The 17,635-nt window shown below is 52.9% G+C and carries 12 protein-coding genes; 8 read left to right on the top strand and 4 right to left on the bottom strand.

Annotation, left to right across the window (positions count from 1 at the left end):
* The first annotated feature begins 277 nt into the window (after positions 1-277).
* Genes glyQ through SD69_RS02595 form a run of 4 tightly spaced genes read left to right on the top strand, consistent with a single transcriptional unit; the run spans position 278 to position 4,676 of the window.
* A complete protein-coding gene (glyQ, locus tag SD69_RS02610; RefSeq protein ID WP_041521961.1) occupies positions 278-1,225 on the top strand; it encodes a glycine--tRNA ligase subunit alpha in 948 nt (315 codons plus the stop codon).
* A gap of 1 nt (position 1,226) precedes the next feature.
* Positions 1,227-3,305 carry a glycine--tRNA ligase subunit beta gene (gene glyS, locus SD69_RS02605; protein WP_041521960.1) on the top strand — a complete coding sequence of 693 codons (2,079 nt, stop codon included), beginning with the start codon at positions 1,227-1,229 and terminating at the stop codon, positions 3,303-3,305.
* Positions 3,306-3,309: 4 nt separating this feature from the next.
* On the top strand, positions 3,310-3,876 hold the full coding sequence (gene gmhB, locus SD69_RS02600) for a D-glycero-beta-D-manno-heptose 1,7-bisphosphate 7-phosphatase (protein WP_041521959.1): 567 nt from the start codon (positions 3,310-3,312) through the stop codon (positions 3,874-3,876).
* Between the two features lie 8 nt (positions 3,877-3,884).
* Positions 3,885-4,676 (top strand): lysophospholipid acyltransferase family protein, encoded by a 792-nt coding sequence (locus tag SD69_RS02595; RefSeq protein ID WP_232301142.1) that lies wholly within the window; start codon positions 3,885-3,887, stop codon positions 4,674-4,676.
* Here SD69_RS02595 and SD69_RS02590 read toward each other — a convergent pair.
* The 3 genes from SD69_RS02590 to leuA form a co-directional block, all read right to left on the bottom strand.
* Complete coding sequence (locus SD69_RS02590; protein ID WP_198144045.1) at positions 4,648-5,769, bottom strand: pectate lyase; 1,122 nt, start codon at positions 5,767-5,769, stop codon at positions 4,648-4,650. The genes SD69_RS02595 and SD69_RS02590 overlap by 29 nt on opposite strands.
* A gap of 90 nt (positions 5,770-5,859) precedes the next feature.
* Entirely contained in the window at positions 5,860-7,176 is a 1,317-nt protein-coding gene (locus SD69_RS02585; RefSeq protein ID WP_041521957.1) for a GGDEF domain-containing protein, read from the bottom strand.
* A gap of 183 nt (positions 7,177-7,359) precedes the next feature.
* Complete coding sequence (gene leuA / locus SD69_RS02580) at positions 7,360-9,051, bottom strand: 2-isopropylmalate synthase (RefSeq protein WP_041521956.1); 1,692 nt, start codon at positions 9,049-9,051, stop codon at positions 7,360-7,362.
* A gap of 255 nt (positions 9,052-9,306) precedes the next feature.
* Between leuA and SD69_RS02575 the strand changes: the two genes are divergently transcribed.
* From SD69_RS02575 to SD69_RS02560, 4 genes are all read left to right on the top strand, one after another.
* A complete protein-coding gene (locus tag SD69_RS02575; RefSeq protein ID WP_041521955.1) occupies positions 9,307-9,786 on the top strand; it encodes an Lrp/AsnC family transcriptional regulator in 480 nt (159 codons plus the stop codon).
* A gap of 28 nt (positions 9,787-9,814) precedes the next feature.
* Entirely contained in the window at positions 9,815-10,741 is a 927-nt protein-coding gene (locus SD69_RS02570) for a carboxylesterase family protein (protein ID WP_041521954.1), read from the top strand.
* A 172-nt stretch (positions 10,742-10,913) separates the two neighbouring features.
* Complete coding sequence (locus SD69_RS17945) at positions 10,914-13,487, top strand: bifunctional diguanylate cyclase/phosphodiesterase (RefSeq protein WP_084591466.1); 2,574 nt, start codon at positions 10,914-10,916, stop codon at positions 13,485-13,487.
* Positions 13,488-13,713: 226 nt separating this feature from the next.
* Positions 13,714-15,108 (top strand): multiheme c-type cytochrome, encoded by a 1,395-nt coding sequence (locus tag SD69_RS02560; RefSeq protein ID WP_041521953.1) that lies wholly within the window; start codon positions 13,714-13,716, stop codon positions 15,106-15,108.
* A gap of 88 nt (positions 15,109-15,196) precedes the next feature.
* Here the strand turns inward: SD69_RS02560 and gyrB are convergent, their stop codons facing one another.
* Positions 15,197-17,617: a DNA topoisomerase (ATP-hydrolyzing) subunit B gene (gene gyrB / locus SD69_RS02555; RefSeq protein ID WP_041521952.1), complete on the bottom strand. Its 2,421-nt coding sequence runs from the start codon at positions 17,615-17,617 to the stop codon at positions 15,197-15,199.
* Between the last annotated feature and the right edge of the window lie 18 nt (positions 17,618-17,635).

Here is a 17,635-nt window from a genome sequence, read left to right as displayed (position 1 = left end):
CGCGGCAACCCCACAGCAGCTAAAATCGTGGTGAAGCTTACCGGAAACTGAGCAAAAACGAAAAGCTCTGACGCTAACTTCCACGCACAATACCGTCACTTTCCCTGCCAATTTACCGCCAATAGCCCGTACTTTGGCTCTGCACCATACCAATAGACCAGTACTGACGCTATAATTCGCCCCTTTGCGTGATTCCAACGTTCTCGCTGGCTGTTACTTCAAACAATAGCCGCCGTCACCACGCGATCTACATGCACTTGCCCGGAGGCAAAACACCGTGTCCGAACGACCAAAAGCTGATGTTAGTACGTTTCAGGGGCTGATCCTCGCCCTGCAAGAATACTGGGCCCGCCAGGGCTGCGTTGTTCTGCAACCGCTGGATATGGAAGTGGGCGCCGGGACCTTTCACCCCGCCACATTCCTGCGCGCCATCGGCCCCGAAACCTGGAACAGCGCCTACGTTCAACCCTGCCGCCGCCCCACCGACGGCCGCTACGGCGAAAACCCCAACCGTCTTCAGCACTACTACCAGTTTCAGGTAGTGCTTAAGCCCTCGCCGGACAATATTCAGGAGCTGTACCTGGAGTCGTTGCGCGAGCTGGGTATCGACACCGGCGTGCACGACGTGCGCTTTGTCGAAGACAACTGGGAGTCCCCCACGCTGGGCGCCTGGGGGCTCGGCTGGGAGGTCTGGCTCAACGGTATGGAGGTGACGCAGTTTACCTACTTCCAGCAGGTGGGCGGTATCGAGTGCTACCCGGTGACGGGGGAGATTACCTACGGCTTAGAACGTATCGCCATGTACCTGCAGGGCGTCGACTCCATTTTTGACCTGGTCTGGACCATTAGCCCGGACGGCAACAAAGTCACCTACGGCGATGTTTTCCATCAGAACGAAGTGGAAATGTCCGCCTACAACTTTGAGCACGCCGACGTCGAGTTTTTGTTTCACACCTTTGATGTGTGCGAGCGCGAGAGCCAGCGTTTGGTCGAAGCAGGCCTTGCCCTGCCCGCCTACGAAATGGTCATGAAAGCCTCACACGCCTTTAACTTACTGGACGCCCGTCACGCCATTTCAGTGACCGAGCGCCAGCGCTTTATTCTGCGCGTTCGCACCCTAGCGCGCGCCGTGGCGCAAGCCTACTTTGACGCCCGCAAAACTCTGGGCTTTCCGCTCGCACCGGCCGATTTGCGCGCGGAGCTGCTAGCCGGGGAGGAGAAATAACATGTCACAAGATTTTTTAGTAGAGCTGGGTACCGAAGAGCTGCCCCCCACCGCCCTTAAAAACCTGTTGGCCGCCTTAAGCTCTGGCGTTAAAGCCGGTCTGGACGACGCCGGGCTACCCTACAGCAGCATTAATAGCTACGCCTCCCCGCGACGCTTAGCACTGGTCGTCGAGCAATTGGCCGAGGCCACCCCGGTGCGGCAGGTGACCAACTGGGGCCCGCCAGCTCAGGTAGCATTTGATGCCGACGGCAAACCCACCCGGGCCGCCGAGGCATTTGCCAAAAAGAACGGCCTGGCGATCGGCGAGTTAACCACCGAGAACGACGGCAAAGCCGACAAGCTAGTAGCGCACCAAGAGGCCGGCGGCGAGGCCACTACCGGTTTACTGGCCGGCATCGTGCAAGAGGCACTGGCCAAGCTGCCCATTCCCAAGCGCATGCGCTGGGGCGCCAAGCGCACCGAGTTTGTCCGCCCAGCCCACTGGCTGGTAATGCTGTTTGGCAATGACGTGGTCGAGGCCGAGGTTTTAGGCCTTAGCGCTGACCGGGAGAGCCGCGGCCACCGTTTTCACCACAACCAGACCGTGAGTATCGATTCGCCCGGCAACTACGTCGATATTATGAAAGCTGCCTACGTGCAAGTGGATATGGCGGCACGGCGCGCCCTGATTATCGATCAGGTCAATCGCGAAGCCGCTGCCATTGACGGCACTGCGGTGATCGACGAAGACCTGCTGGATGAAGTTACCGCATTGGTCGAGTGGCCAGTGGCGCTCACCGGACGCTTCGAAGAGCGCTTTTTGCAGGTGCCCGCCGAGGCGTTGGTTTCCTCCATGGCCGAGCACCAGAAGTACTTCCATGTGGTGGATAACGACGGCCAGTTAAAACCCTACTTTATTACGGTTGCCAATATCGAGTCGCAGGACCCTACACAAGTCATCGATGGTAACGAGCGCGTTATACGCCCTCGCCTATCGGACGCCGCCTTCTTTTTTGAGACCGACAAAAAACACACGCTGGAGTCACAGCGTAAGCGCTTGGGCTCGATTGTATTTCAGGCCAAGCTCGGCAGCATCTTAGATAAGACCGATCGTATTGCTGCACTCGCCGCCAGCATTGCCAGCGACATGGATGCCGATGCCGCCAAAGCCAAACGCGCCGGCGAGTTATCCAAGGCAGACCTGGTCACCGAAATGGTACTAGAGTTCGACAAAATGCAGGGTATTGCCGGTTATTACTACGCCCTAAACGACGGCGAAGACCCAGAGGTAGCGCAGGCTCTGAAAGAACAGTACCTACCAAAGCACGCCGGAGACGAGCTGCCTAAAACCCAGACAGGCACCTTGATCGCACTGGCCGATCGACTCGACACCATCGTCGGTATTTTTGGTATCGGGCAAAAGCCAACGGGCTCGAAAGACCCCTTCGCGCTGCGCCGCGCCAGCTTAGGTGCGCTGCGCTTAATGGTCGAAAAAGACATCAACCTGGACCTGCGCGAGCTGCTTACACGTGCCGCTGCCGGCCATGGCGACAACATCAAAGACGCCGTCGGTACCGTCGATGAGTCGCTGGCCTATATGCTGGAGCGCTTTCGCGCCTGGTACGAAGAAGACCAAATTGCCACCGAGGTTTATCTTGCGGTTGCCGCCAAAAAGCTCAGCCATCCGGTGGATATCAACACACGGGTGCTAGCCGTTGATGCCTTTGCGCAACTGCCCGAGGCTCAGGCGTTGGCGGCCGCCAACAAGCGCGTATCCAATATCCTGAGCAAACTCGAGAGCGCCCCCGACAGCGACGTTAAATCCGAGCTGCTGGCCGAGCCCGCCGAGCAACAACTGGCCGAAGCGGTAGCCGACAAAGCCCAGCGAGTCGCCCCCTTGTTTGCCGAGCGACGCTACGCCGATGCACTCGCGGAGCTCGCCACATTGCGCGCTGCGGTAGATACCTTCTTTGATGATGTTATGGTAATGGCCGACGATGAGGCCCTTAGAAATAACCGCTTGGCGCTGCTCGCGCAATTGCGTGGGCTGTTTTTGCAAGTAGCCGACATCTCAGCACTCGCTCCGGCAAAAGGGTAACAGCATGAAACTGGTGATTCTCGATCGCGATGGCGTCATCAATCAAGACACCGGTAACTATGTTCGCAGTGCGGACGAGTGGGTTGCCCTACCCGGCAGTATTGCCGCCATAGCCCGTCTGTATAAGGCGGGCTATACGGTGGTAATCGCCACCAACCAGTCGGGTTTGGCACGCGGCTACTTTGATTTAGATGACTTAGAAGCCATGCACGCCAAGCTCACCCAGTTGGTAGAGGCCGAAGGCGCCGAACTGGGGGCTATTTTTTACTGCCCTCACGGCCCGGACGACAACTGCAAATGTCGCAAACCGCTGCCGGGCTTGGTGGATGCCATTGAGGCTGAATTTAATACCAGTGCCGAGGGCGTCGCTTTTATCGGCGATAGCTTACGAGACTTAGAGACCGGCCTTGCCAAAGGCTGCCGTTTGATTCTGGTCGAAACCGGCAACGGCCCTGCTACGCTCGCGCAGCTAGAAAAGAGCGTGGGAGATAACCCGGGGTACAGTCTCTCTGGCCAACCGGTAACCCTAGTGGCCGATTTGGCCGCCGCGGCCGAGTTAATTATTGAATAGGATGTCTGATGTTGCTGTACCTGCGCACCCTGCTGTTTAACACCGGCTACTACGGCTCTGGCATTATCGCCGGCACCATCAGCGTTATTCTTTGGCCCATCTTACCCTACCCTGTACGCTGGCGTGCGGTAACGCTCTGGAACCGGTTTGTCATGTGGTGGTTAAAAGTCTGCTGCAATATACGCATTAAGGTAATCGACCAGCGCCGCCGCAAGGACCACCCCGTGGTAATTATGGCGAAACACCAAAGCACCTGGGAGACCCTGTTTCTGCAGTATCAATTGGCTCCGGTCAGCGTCATTTTAAAGAAAGAGTTGTTGCGTATTCCGTTTTTTGGTTGGGGACTGGCCTCGATGCGCCCTATCGCAATCGATCGCAGCAACCGCTTACAGGCACTGAAAGACGTTAAAACTAAAAGCATTGCGCGCTTAGAGCAGGGCGTTAGCGTGCTGGTGTTTCCCGAGGGAACACGCATGAAGCTGGGCACTGTTGGCAACTACGCCCGCAGCGGCGCCGACATCGCGTGTGCCACCGGCCGCCCGGTTGTGCCAATAGCCCACAACGCCGCCGAGTGCTGGCCACACAAACACTTCTTAAAGTATCCAGGCGAGATAACCATCGTCATCGGCGACGCAATCGCCACTGATGGCCGCGACCGTAAAACCCTAACCGAAGAAGTAAAAACCTGGATCGAAAATCAAATTGAGCAATTGCCGCCGGGCCGCGACGATGGTATCTACGCCCCTTGGCAACGCGAGAAAACCCCACCGTCTAGAGCGTCGGACTCCCACGGGGAGTAAGCACTCGCTTCTGCCAGGCGGGATAATCCTTTTGCATCAAATCCCGCGCCCAGCTGCCATACCACTCTTTATTAGCGGCCAATTTACTGACCGCGTAAGGCGCTACTGGCCGACCGCTGGCCCCATCAACCAACGGCCGGTTGCTATCAAGGGTGTAGTACTTGGCCCACACCGGCTGACGCGGTAACGCGGCGCGGGAATACTTAGGTGCCCAGGCGGGCCTTTGAGGCGCGGCACGCAATTGTGCCTGCTGTAAGGTGTTGTGCTTAAACCAGTCGGCGGCACCTGTCACCGCGCGAATAACCTCGGCAGGAGGTCGCTCGATTTGCATAAAGTACCGAGTAATGCCCACACTGACCTCAGGGTCAAGCGCTACCACCGCCTGATTGTTAGGCGCCGTGGGCTGCGAGGTCTTTAAACCGTACGCCGACGCCCAGATACTGGCCCGGCTATCGTGTGCCTGCTGCAACCGCAACAACAGCTGGTCGCCCTTGCGTACACTGTCTGCGGCTTGCCCCCGTACATCAAACGGTACATAACCGTAGGGCATTTCACCCGCTGCCACCCGACGTAAAAAGCGCAAAGCGTTGATGGTAGTGCGGGTGTCTATAACCGCCTCATCGCCCTCAATAACTTGCGCGTGTAGTGGCCAACCACCATTGTACAACTGGGTTGTCATGACTAACCGAAACGCTTTTTTGGCACTATCGCGGTAGCGCACATCCCCCGTCTGCAAATAGACATGGGATAAATAAAATATCTGCGGAAATATATTAGCGTTAGCGAAGCTCGCGTCCTGAGCGTTTTGATCTTTTAAAAACTGTAAGCGCTGGTCGCCACTAAGCTTGCGGAACGGATTAATATTAGCCGGCCAACCACCGCTATTGCGCTGCATCAACAACAGATTATCGGCAATGGCGAGAACTTGCTCCTGGCTGTAAAGATCAACATTTTCATTGGGGTGGGTTTGCTGCCAAAAATCAAGCACGCGCTCGAAGCCATCCGTCGCCACAGGGCGATATACCGGAGGCTGATGGCTACATGCGCTCAGAGCCAGAAGCAAGACAAATGCAATGGTACGAGTGTGAATCAAAGCTGCGCTCGACAGGGTTAGCATAGCCATTGGTGGCAAGGTTGCGCGCTATTGTACCCAACCCACGCGCTCACGAACACACTGTATATTCTAATCCTGGCGCGGCTGATCGGTCACCGAACAATTGCGCCCTAACGCTTTGGCTTGATATAGATGCTCATCGGCTCTATGCAGGCTTTGCTCAAAAGATTCGTCCGTCCTCCATTGCACAGCACCCACACTAGCACTCACCACTAACGGGGATTGGGAGGCATCGTACTCGGTAGCAAAAATCTGGGTGCGGATTTTTTCTGCCAGGCCATAAATTTCATGAGGTGCAATATTTTCAGCAACTATCAAAAATTCTTCACCACCCCAGCGGGCCACAAGATCTCCCGAGCGTATGTTTTGCGTTAAAACAGTGGCCACCTGTATCAGCACTTTATCGCCTTGATCGTGGCCGCGGCGATCATTAATCCGTTTAAAGTGATCAATATCCAACAACAGTATCGCCATTGGAGTGCCGCTGTCGGGAGCGTACGCCTCCAGCGATAGCTCCAGCCCATGGCGGTTAAGTAAGCCCGTAAGTTTATCGCGTTGGGCCATGTCTTTTAGGTTCTCTGCTTGATGACGCAGTTGTTGATGCCGGGACTTCAGCCACTGGTAGCGCCGTTCACTGCCCTTTGCCTGATTGGCGTAGTGAGCCGATTGCAACAGTACATACCCAAACCCAATTATCAGCCAAACACCAATCACTAATTGATACCACCGCTCTGCTGAAACCCAGGGCCCCTGCAAGCGCATCTGACGAATTTCGAGTTCGTGATCACCGGGAGCCAGATCACTGCCTAAATTGGCGCCAATTAGCGTGATATTATTAAATTCGGGTTTGGTATATTCGCGTTGAATTTCTCGCGCCTCTAACCACCAATCGGCCACCCGGAACTCATCCAATCCAATCACCAGCTCAGGGTTAATATCTTCGACCCGAACATTAAATATTATGTACTGTGCACTATTTCCGTCATCCGGGGTGCTGTAGGCAGGGTTGTAGTTGCGCATAAAAATAGACAGGCGGGGATTGATCGAGTTAACCACCATGCTTATCTTTAGGTGATCGTACTCAGAAATATCAATACCATCGATAAAGTTGTCGCTTAGGGCTAAATTAAATCCGCAATAGAGCGAGGGCTTGTCCGCCTCTCGGGTACAGCGCATCGAATTTTTCTCAAAATCCAGCCATTCGACACGAGTTCCTCCTCCAGCGTCGCTATCGGCGTAAATAAAACGGGTAGCATCGGTATCAGGCAGAAGATCAAGGGTGCGCAACGGAATATATTGATGGCCGAAAAGGGCAGCCAAAGTTAGCAACAGCGAAGCGAGCAACAACCAGCGAGGAAACGTTAGAGGTACGCGTTGCGGGCTCACAGTTTAAAGCTTCCCTTATTCGCTTATGGGCTTTAGCGACCACTCCTGTTAACGGCGGCTAAGGTCAGCAACATCGTTTTTAAAGTGCAGCACAAGCCAATCGACCAACAAACTATTCAAGTGGTTTTTGCGGTGCTGCCAAGGTTTATTGTTTATCCGCAGCACCCACCCAATTTACTCTACCTATGCTGATTTTGCCACCAGTGAAACGGCGGTACCCGCAACGGAGCGATTGACGCCATTAATCAGCGCTTTGATAGCCGCCGCGACAATACTGCCGTCGCGGCCCACCCCAAACACCGGGTCGCCCGAGCCAAAACGCAACTCAATGTAACTCACCGCATCACCTTTAGCGCCACCGCCGCTGATGGCGTGCTCGTGATAGTCGACAACGCTGATAGGCTCATCAACCAGCGGCTGTAATGCCGCCACCGCGGCCGCTACCGGCCCACTGCCCTGTCCCAGCAAACGTTGCGCCTGCCCGGCGATTCTCACCTCCAGTGCCATAGACACTTCGTCATCGCGGCTATGCTGTTCGTTGTGACAATACGTTACGGGGGCATTTACCTGTAAATACTCACGCTCGAACAGGGCAAAAATACCGGCGCTGGACACCTCTTTGCCCGTCTCATCTGAGTGCGCCTGAACAGTGCGGCTAAATTCTATTTGTAAACGGCGCGGAATGTCCAAACCGTACTCCTGGGCCAACAAAAAGCTCACACCGCCTTTACCCGACTGACTGTTTACCCGCACCACAGACTCGTATGAACGGCCCAGATCCGCCGGGTCAATGGGTAAATAGGGCACCCGCCAATATTCACCGTCTTGGCGCTGCGCAAACCCTTTTTTAATCGCATCCTGATGGGAACCCGAGAAAGCGGTAAACACCAACTCGCCGGCATAGGGATGACGCGGATGAACCGGCAATTGATTGCACTGCTCGACTAATTGACGCACCTGGTCGATCTGACCAAAATCTAGCCCGGGATCGATACCCTGGGTGTAAAGGTTTAAGGCTAGCGTCACCAAGTCGACGTTTCCGGTGCGCTCGCCATTGCCAAACAAACACCCCTCTACTCTATCCGCCCCCGCCATTACCGCGAGTTCAGCCGCCGCCACCGCCGTACCGCGGTCGTTGTGTGGGTGCACGCTCAACACAATACTATCGCGGCGCTCTAAGTGGCGGTGCATCCACTCGATTTGATCCGCGTAGGTGTTAGGCGTCGACATCTCTACGGTCGCCGGCAAGTTGACGATCATTTTACGCTCGGGTGTCGGCTGCCAAACGGCAGAGACCGCATCCACCACCTCTTTGGCAAAAGGCAGCTCGGTGCCCGAGAACACCTCGGGTGAATACTGATAAACCCACTCAGTATCCGGATAGCGTGCCGTCGCCTCTTGCACCCAGCGGGTGCCCTGCTCGGCAATAGCCTTTACTCCGGCCTGATCTGTGCGATACACAATTTCACGAAAATCCGGCGCGGTGGGGTTATACATATGCACGATCGCGCGGCGCGCACCGGCTAACGACTCGACGGTGCGCTCGATCAACTCCTGGCGCGCCTGAGTTAATACTTCGATAGTGACATCGTCGGGAATATGCTTATCTTCAATCAGCAGCCGCACTAAATCAAAATCGGTCTGAGACGCCGAGGGAAAGCCCACCTCGATCTCTTTAAAACCCATCTCAACCAACGCCTTAAAAAACTTAAGCTTAGTCGTCACCGACATCGGATCGATTAGCGCCTGATTGCCATCGCGCAGATCGGTACTCATCCAAACCGGAGGAGCACTGATAGTGTTGCTGGGCCACTGACGATCCGCTAAGACAATCGGTGCAAAGGCGCGATATTTGGCAGAAGGCTGCTTTAACATGATGTTCTCCGACGATGAGCGATAGATTTTGGTAGCTGACGCTTACTCAGAGTGAGGATCACCCACAGTGGCATTGCATCGAGCTTGTGGCCCTTTAGCAACTGGCTTGTGGCCGTATGCTGCTTCTGCTACCCATAGACACAGTGTAACCAGTCACAACCGGCAGATGATTGCCAAAATAACGTTATATTTACATTTATTAGCATATTGTTGCGCTATAGTGGCGACTTAAAGAATTTTAACAGGAATGTATTTGTGGCCACGCAACTCGACAGATATGACGGAATGATTCTTGAGCGCTTACAGCGGGACGGGCGGATTTCAAACCAAGAATTAGCTGACGCTATCAGCTTATCCCCATCGCCTTGTCTGCGCCGGGTGAGACAATTGGAGGATGACGGTTTAATAGACGGCTATGTGGCGCTGCTTAACGCCCGCAAGCTGGGGCTAAACCTCACAGCCCTTATTCAAATCAGTATGGACCGGCACACCCCTGAGCGGTTTGAGAACTTTGAAAACACCATTGCCGCCTACCCCGAAGTCCTGGAGTGCCACCTGATTACCGGGCAATCGGCCGACTATCAAATTAAAGTGATTGTGGCGGATATGGACGCCTTTCAACAATTTTTGCTCAATAAGCTGACGCGAATTGAAGGGGTGACCGGTGTACAATCGTCGTTTGTATTGAAATCACCTATACGCTCCACTGCACTGCCTATTTCGCACAAAGCCTAAACACACAGAAATAATAATTGAGGCTACTATGACCCGCTTTACCCGATTGATCGCTCTATTTTTACTGTTAAGCGGAGCCTACAGCGCAGCTGAGACTCCTGCTCTGTCGGCAGAGCCGACGCTGGAGCGCATCAGTTACACCAGCAAGGCCGACAACAAAGAGCGGGACTTTTTTGTCTACCTGCCCGAGGGGTACGCCACTCAGCCCGATAAAGAGTGGCCGGTAATGCTGTTTTTGCATGGTAACGGCGAGCGCGGCAACGGCAAAGATGAGCTTGATTACGTCTTAATACACGGCCCTCTGTACGAAGCCTGGGTGCAGAAAAAAGAGCTGCCCTTTATTATCATCTCACCACAATTGCACATGTTTGGCATGGATAAACGCGGTATTAGCTACATAGACAATCGCTCGCGTAGCCAGATCCCGCAACGTCTTGAACAAGGCACACCACCCCGAGCGCCCTACTTCGCCACCCCGCAACCGATGACCGGCGTCCCATCTCAGGTCGATATGAGCCTGATACCGCCATTGTTGCCGGAGGGCTGGGATAAAGTAGAAGAAGATTTATTGCATATTCTCGATACGGTGCAAAATAACTTTCGCACCGACCAAAGCCGCCTGTACCTGACAGGAATGAGCTACGGTGGCTTCGGCACCTGGTGGCTCGCCAGCCAGCACCCAACCATGTTTGCCGCCATCGCTCCGGTAGTAGGCTGGGGGCACCCATCCTATATCGCTCCCATCGCCAAGCATCAAATTCCGGTTTGGCAGTTTGCCGGCGGCCGCGACCACACCGTACCCATCCAGTACTTCTACCCCGGCTTAAACCGTTTGGAGCAATTGGGCCATACTCATGTGCGCTTTACCACCCACGAAGACATGGGCCACGACGCTTGGCGCAGGGTGTACAGCAGTGATGATTTTTATCAGTGGTTACTGTCCCACCGACGGTAACCAAAGTAATTGACGTGGCACGGAAGCCCAGCCGTTTACCTTTCCCGCTCTGTCTTACAACAACGCCACCCGCACCTGATTAAACCCCTGTAAAAGGAGGAAAAAAGCGCTATATTAGCTCCATGACTTGGACACTCTCACGCTTTTGCTCACTTAATAGCCGCAGTGCTCTATGAAGCAGAAACAGCTCAAGCGCAATCCAGCCGCGAAGTGGGCACTCTCGATGTGCGTTACGCTTATGCTGGCCGCCGCCACCACCGAGGTGATGCTCGAACAGTATTTCAATGAGTCGGCGATCAAAGACAAACAACAACAAGTTACCCAACAACTTAGCGCCCACGCCGCAGAACTCTCCGGGGCCATCAACAATAACTTATCGCTTATCAGTGGCCTGGCTGCCCATATTGGGCTATTTCCAGACCTCTCTCAGGCCGAGTTTGAAGATTACGCCGCTACCATTTTTCGTCAGGAGCCTTTACTTAAAAGCCTGGCCGCAGCGCCGAATTTAGTGATTCGCTACCTTTACCCGGCCACCGAACAACGGGAAATTATCGGCCTTAATTACCGCAATTTACCGGATCAAATGACAGTTATCCGAGAGCTCAACCAGCGGGGTAAACTACATCTCGCCGGACCTTTAAAACTGGTTCAGGGCGATGAAGCTGTTATCGGCCGAGTAGGCGTATTTACCCGCGAAGATGCCTTTTGGGGCATTGTCTCCGCCCCCATGAAAACCTCTGACCTTTATCGAGCGGCCGGTCTGCTCGATGACAACCTCACTATCGATGTAGCGATTCGTGGGCGCAACGCGTCGGGTTCCGACGGTGAGGTTTTTTTTGGCAGCGAGGAGGTGTTTAACGACCCGCGCAGCACGGTAACCTCTATCAACGTCGGCGTGGGAAGTTGGCTATTAGCGGCTCGCCCAATTCACGGGTGGGAAAAAAACAACGTGGTGTGGGTGCTGCGCGGCGCCTTTATTATTATTGCTCTGCTATTACTTGTCGCCACGGTATCGCGCTACCGTCAGATGCGACGAGACGCGAGCTATCAGCGCACACTGCAAAAAAACGAAGCCCTGTTACGTGAAGTAGGCAAACTCGCGCTCGTGGGTGGGTGGCAATTAACGCCCGTTAAAGAACAGCTCATCGTGTCACTCTGGAGTGAGCAAACCGCTAAAGTGTTGCGGATGGAACACCACTCACCTCCTTCACTACAAGAGTTATTAGCTCGCTTCGACCCGAATCAAGCCAAGGTGCTAAGCGCCGCCATTACCGACGCCAGCCTAGGGACTCCATTTGATATCGAGTTAAATTTTATCTCCCCTAAAGAGGGCAAGTGCTGGGTAAGAGTCATCGGTAAACCACTCGAAGACACGGCGCCTCCTTATGCGGTGCTAGGATCAATGCAAGACATTACCGAGCGCAAACGTTTTACCGAAAAAATCCAACAACAGGCTATTTATGATCAGCTAACCGGGCTACCCAATAGGCTGTTGTTTCAAAACAGGCTCAGTAAAGCGATTGCTCAATCCCAACGGAGCCGGACCCGTTTGGCGGTTTTATTTATCGATCTTGATAACTTCAAGCCGGTAAACGACAACTTGGGTCACACTGTGGGCGACAAGCTTTTAAAGAGTGTGGGCGGAAGAATTAAAGCTTGTGTGCGCACCACCGATACCGTAGCACGCTATAGCGGTGATGAATTTATTGTTGTGTTACACGATATTCAAGACGCAAAAATAGCCGTATCCATCGCCGAACAAATTATTAAGGCGGTCAGCCAAGTGTATAGCATTGATGCTAACCATATCTTTTGCGGTGCTAGTGTCGGAATATCCATGTATCCGGATGATGGCGATACGGTTGAGTCTTTGGTATCAAAAGCCGACCAAGCCATGTACGGCGTTAAACGATCGGGTAGAAACGGCTGGCAGTTTTTTACCAAAAATATGCAAGTTATTTCCGAAAAGCGCCACCAGTTAAGCACTCAATTGGTCACCGCCATCGATAATCAGGAGTTCAGTGTTTACTATCAACCCATTGTCGATCTAGCCGAAAACCGGGTCTATAAATGTGAAGCGTTAATTCGTTGGTTTAGAAACGGAAAACAAATTCCAACAGATGAGTTTATTACGCTTGCCGAAGAAACAGGCCGGATTAATGAGATTGATCGATTTGTATTAGCGACCGCCAGCGAACAGCTTATCGCCCTTGCAAAAACTCTTAACTGTAGTATCGGTTTATCGATTAATGTTTCCCCCCGGGTTTTTTCGAGTAAAGACGACTCACTTGATCGCTGGCTGGCCCTGGTTACCCGAGCTGCCGAGCAGCTTGATATCACCGTTGAAATCACCGAGCGACTATTAATTGAAGAATCTGACCGCATCATGTGGGTGCTAACTAAATTAAAAACGTTAGGTGTCACTATCGCCATCGACGACTTTGGTACGGGTTATTCGTCATTGAGTTATCTGACAAAATTCCCCATCGACATTATAAAAATCGATCAGTCGTTTATTAAAAAATTGGGGGTTGATAGAACGCCTGAAGCCTTAACTGAAACCATGATTGGATTGTCCCACAAGCTAAACCTAGAGGTAGTAGCGGAAGGGATTGAAACACTTGAGCAACTTAATTATTTACGCCTTTGGCAGTGTGATTACGGTCAGGGATACTACTTTAACAAGCCGCTTCCGCTAGAGGCGTTTATTGAACTTATTAAACAACAGCAAAATGTCCCGCTCTAATGCGTGTTTAAGTGACCACATATAGTCAAATCTACCCTCATTTTTACTATCCAAACTCACTCTGTGACGTGCTGTAACGCACAACAACAATATTAAATATCACAAAATATTGATTATTGTGGTACTTAGTATATTCTCGTCAGCAAATAATATTTTGCCTGATAGATGCATACGCCATAAATACTTATCGACGGTAAGTTGATAACAATAATAAACGGAGTTATGCATGCACCTGATTAAACTACAACAACTTGGACTCTTTTTGACTTTAAGTCTTGCGGTATATGCCAATGCCGGCACGGCCATAGAACAACGTATTATCGATGAAGCCTTAACCCCCTTATTTGGTCCACATCGGGCAACGACATCCACCGGTAAGGTCATACCCGAGCACCGCTTCGACAACGCTCAAGTGTGTGGTGCCTGTCACAGCGATATCTATAAGGAGTGGAATTCATCAATGATGTCACACAGTTGGGATGACCCTATCTATCGTGCTCTGCTCAGTCGAGCAAGCAAGGCGAGTAACGGCGATCTCGATAATTTTTGCACCGGTTGTCACACACCCACTGGTTTACTGACGGGTCAGGTAACCCGAGCCGATAACCAATCGCCGCCCGAGTTGGGTAACCCCGTAACCGACCTACCCGGCGTGGACTGCGAAAGTTGCCACAATATCAACGCCATCAGCGGTATCGATAACGGCGCCTATGTGCTTAACGATGCAGGTGAGCAGCGTATTAAATATGGCCCACGGCGCGATGCACAGTCGCCCTATCACGAAACCGCCTATTCACCGTTGCATTCAGAATCGCAGATGTGTGCCACATGCCATAACGTCACACACCCACTGAACGGTGTTCCGGTTGAGCGCACCTACGATGAGTGGTACGAGAGCCCGTATCGCACGGCCGGCGTTAGTTGCCAAGATTGCCACATGAAGCCCGTAAAAGGGAAAAGCGCGATTATGGGACCAGAGCGCAGCGACCGCGCTACTCATTGGTTCGCGGGCGGCAATACAACCTTATTGGAGCATTTCGGACACACCGATAACGCCAAGCGAGCTCGCGCTTTACTGCAATCGAGTGCCACCATCGAACTCGTCGATCCCCCACAAAGCATACAACCAGGGGCTTTAGAAAAAATAACCCTAAAAGTGACAAACACCGGAGCGGGACACAAACTCCCTACAGGCTTTCCAGAAGGGCGCGAGGTGTGGGTGGATATGCAACTTAAAGATGCGAGTGGCAAAACTTTTTATCGCTCAGGTGCGATAAAAGACGGCAAAACCGAACCCGGAACGAAAAACTTTATGGTTCGCATGGGCGATAAAAACGGTAAAAAAGTAGAGGTTGAAGTCTGGCGTATAACCCACATCATGTCCGACAACCGCATATTGCCCAAAGGGCATGCGTTAGTAGATTATTACGTAGATATTCCCGATGAATTGCAAGGCCCTATAACGCTAACCGCAAAGTTACATTATTGGCCGTTTTCCCAGGCTTTTGCTGACGAGTTGCTAGGCCAAGATAAACTCAAGGTAAAAGTCGAAACAATCACCGACATAAAAGAAAGTATTGACGTTGACTCTAGCACCAAGATAGCGGTAAACGCCGATTGATTATCGTAAAGACAATGGCCCCACAGATCGTTAACCTGTGAGGCCATTATCTACTGGGCCGCCTAAGCGGTCTTTACTCACTACTTATTTATACATCCAGGTTAGCAACCGCTAACGCGTTAGACTCGATAAACTCACGGCGGGGCTCAACATGGTCCCCCATCAAAGTGGTAAAGATCTGATCGGCGCCAATGGCGTCAGCAATATTTACCTTCAGCATACGGCGAGTTTCGGGGTTCATTGTGGTTTCCCACAACTGTTCCGGGTTCATCTCACCAAGGCCTTTGTAGCGCTGTATAGAGTACCCGCGGGTGGCTTCTTTCATCAGCCACTCTAGCGCTTGCTGAAAACTCTCCACTTCTTGAGTTTTTTCACCGCGCTGTACGTAAGCGCCCTCTTCAATCAAGCTTTCGAGCTTTTCGCCCAGCGCAACAATCGAACGATATTCACCGGAGGCAAAGAACTCGTGGTTAAATGGGTATTCCGCGGCCACGCCGTGCTCGATGATCTCGATATGCGGCAAAAACAGATGACGCTCATCGTCTTCGCGAACGCTGATTTCGTAGCGGTCACTGCCCGCACGATGAGAGTTAACAAAATGGCTTGCTAACTGCTCACACCAGTTCTCCATATGCGCTTGATCACCCAGTTGATCGGCATTGAGCGATGGCATGTGAATCATCTGCTCCAGCACGTCGCTAGGGTACAAGCGAGACAGCCGATCAATGGTGTCCATTACCGCCCGGAACTCCCGGACCAGCGCCTCCAGCGCCTCACCACTCACGCCCGGCGCATTCGCGTTGACATGCAGGCTGGCGTTCTCCAGCGCGGCTTGCGTAAGGAACGCGGTACGTGCCGCTTCATCCTTCAGGTATTGCTCCTGCTTGCCTTTAGCGATTTTGTATAGAGGCGGCTGGGCAATATACACATGGCCGCGCTCAATAAGCTCGCGCATCTGACGGAAGAAGAAGGTCAGCAACAAGGTGCGGATGTGCGAGCCATCCACATCCGCATCGGTCATGATAATAATGCTGTGATAGCGCAGTTTTTCCGGGTCAAACTCACTTTTACCGATACCGCAACCCAGTGCGGTAATCAGGGTGCCGACCTCAGCGGACGATAACATCTTATCGAACCGAGCTTTTTCGACGTTAAGAATCTTACCCTTAAGCGGCAAAATAGCCTGAGTTTTACGGGCGCGCCCCTGCTTGGCGGAGCCACCGGCTGAGTCACCCTCCACCAAGTAAAGTTCGGAGAGCGCAGGATCTTTCTCTTGGCAGTCGGCAAGCTTGCCGGGCAATCCCGCAATATCCAGCGCGCCCTTGCGGCGAGTCATCTCACGAGCCTTGCGGGCCGCTTCACGGGCGCGAGCGGCATCAATCATTTTACCCACAATGGCCTTAGCCTCTTGTGGGCTCTCTAGCAAAAAGTCGGTAAAGTTTTGTGTCATCTCTTGCTCAACCGCAGTTTTCACTTCGGATGACACCAGTTTATCTTTGGTCTGAGACGAGAATTTAGGGTCTGGCACCTTAACCGAGATAATCGCCGTTAACCCTTCGCGGGCATCGTCACCGGTGGTGCTTACTTTAGCCTTCTGGGCCAGCCCTTCGCGTTCAATATAGGTGTTCATACTGCGGGTTAACGCCGCCCTGAATCCCGCCAAGTGGGTGCCACCATCTCGCTGCGGGATGTTATTGGTATAGCAAAAAAGGTTTTCCTGGAAGGAGTCATTCCACTGTAACGCCACCTCGACCGCGATCCCGTCATCGCGCGTGGTATTAAAGTGCACAACCTTGTTGATCGGGGTTTTATTGACGTTAAGGTGCTCTACAAAGGCCCGCAAACCGCCCTCGTACTCGTAGACTTCTTCTTTACCGCYGCGCTCATCTTTAAGCACAATACGCACACCAGAGTTAAGAAACGACAGCTCGCGCAGGCGCTTAGCCAACAACTCAAAGTGGAACTCAATGTTGGTAAAGGTATCGGCGGATGGCTTAAAGTGAATCTCGGTACCTGTGGTGCTGGTATCGCCCACAACTTCCAAAGGCTCTTGAGGCACGCCATGACGGTAAACCTGTTCATGCACCTTGCCACCGCGACGGATAGTCAGCTTTAACTCTTCGGACAAAGCGTTAACCACAGAGACACCCACACCGTGCAAACCGCCAGATACCTTGTAAGTGTTGTCATCAAACTTACCACCGGCGTGCAATACGGTAAGAATGACCTCGGCGGCCGAGACGCCCTCTTCATGCATCTCGGTAGGAATACCGCGGCCATTATCGGAGACAGACACGGATTCGTCGGGGTGAATAACCACATTGATCTCAGAGCAGTGACCCGCCAGAGCTTCATCGATAGAGTTATCCACCACCTCAAAGACCATATGGTGCAGACCGGTACCGTCATCGGTATCACCAATGTACATGCCTGGCCGCTTGCGTACGGCATCCAGACCTTTAAGAACTTTAATACTGGACGAATCGTAATTGGGGATATCGTCTGACATAGGTCTTACACTCCGGGT

The organism is Gilvimarinus agarilyticus (assembly GCF_000832015.1).
Classification (GTDB): Bacteria; Pseudomonadota; Gammaproteobacteria; order Pseudomonadales; family Cellvibrionaceae; genus Gilvimarinus; species Gilvimarinus agarilyticus.
This window is presented reverse-complemented; position numbering and strand designations above follow the sequence as displayed.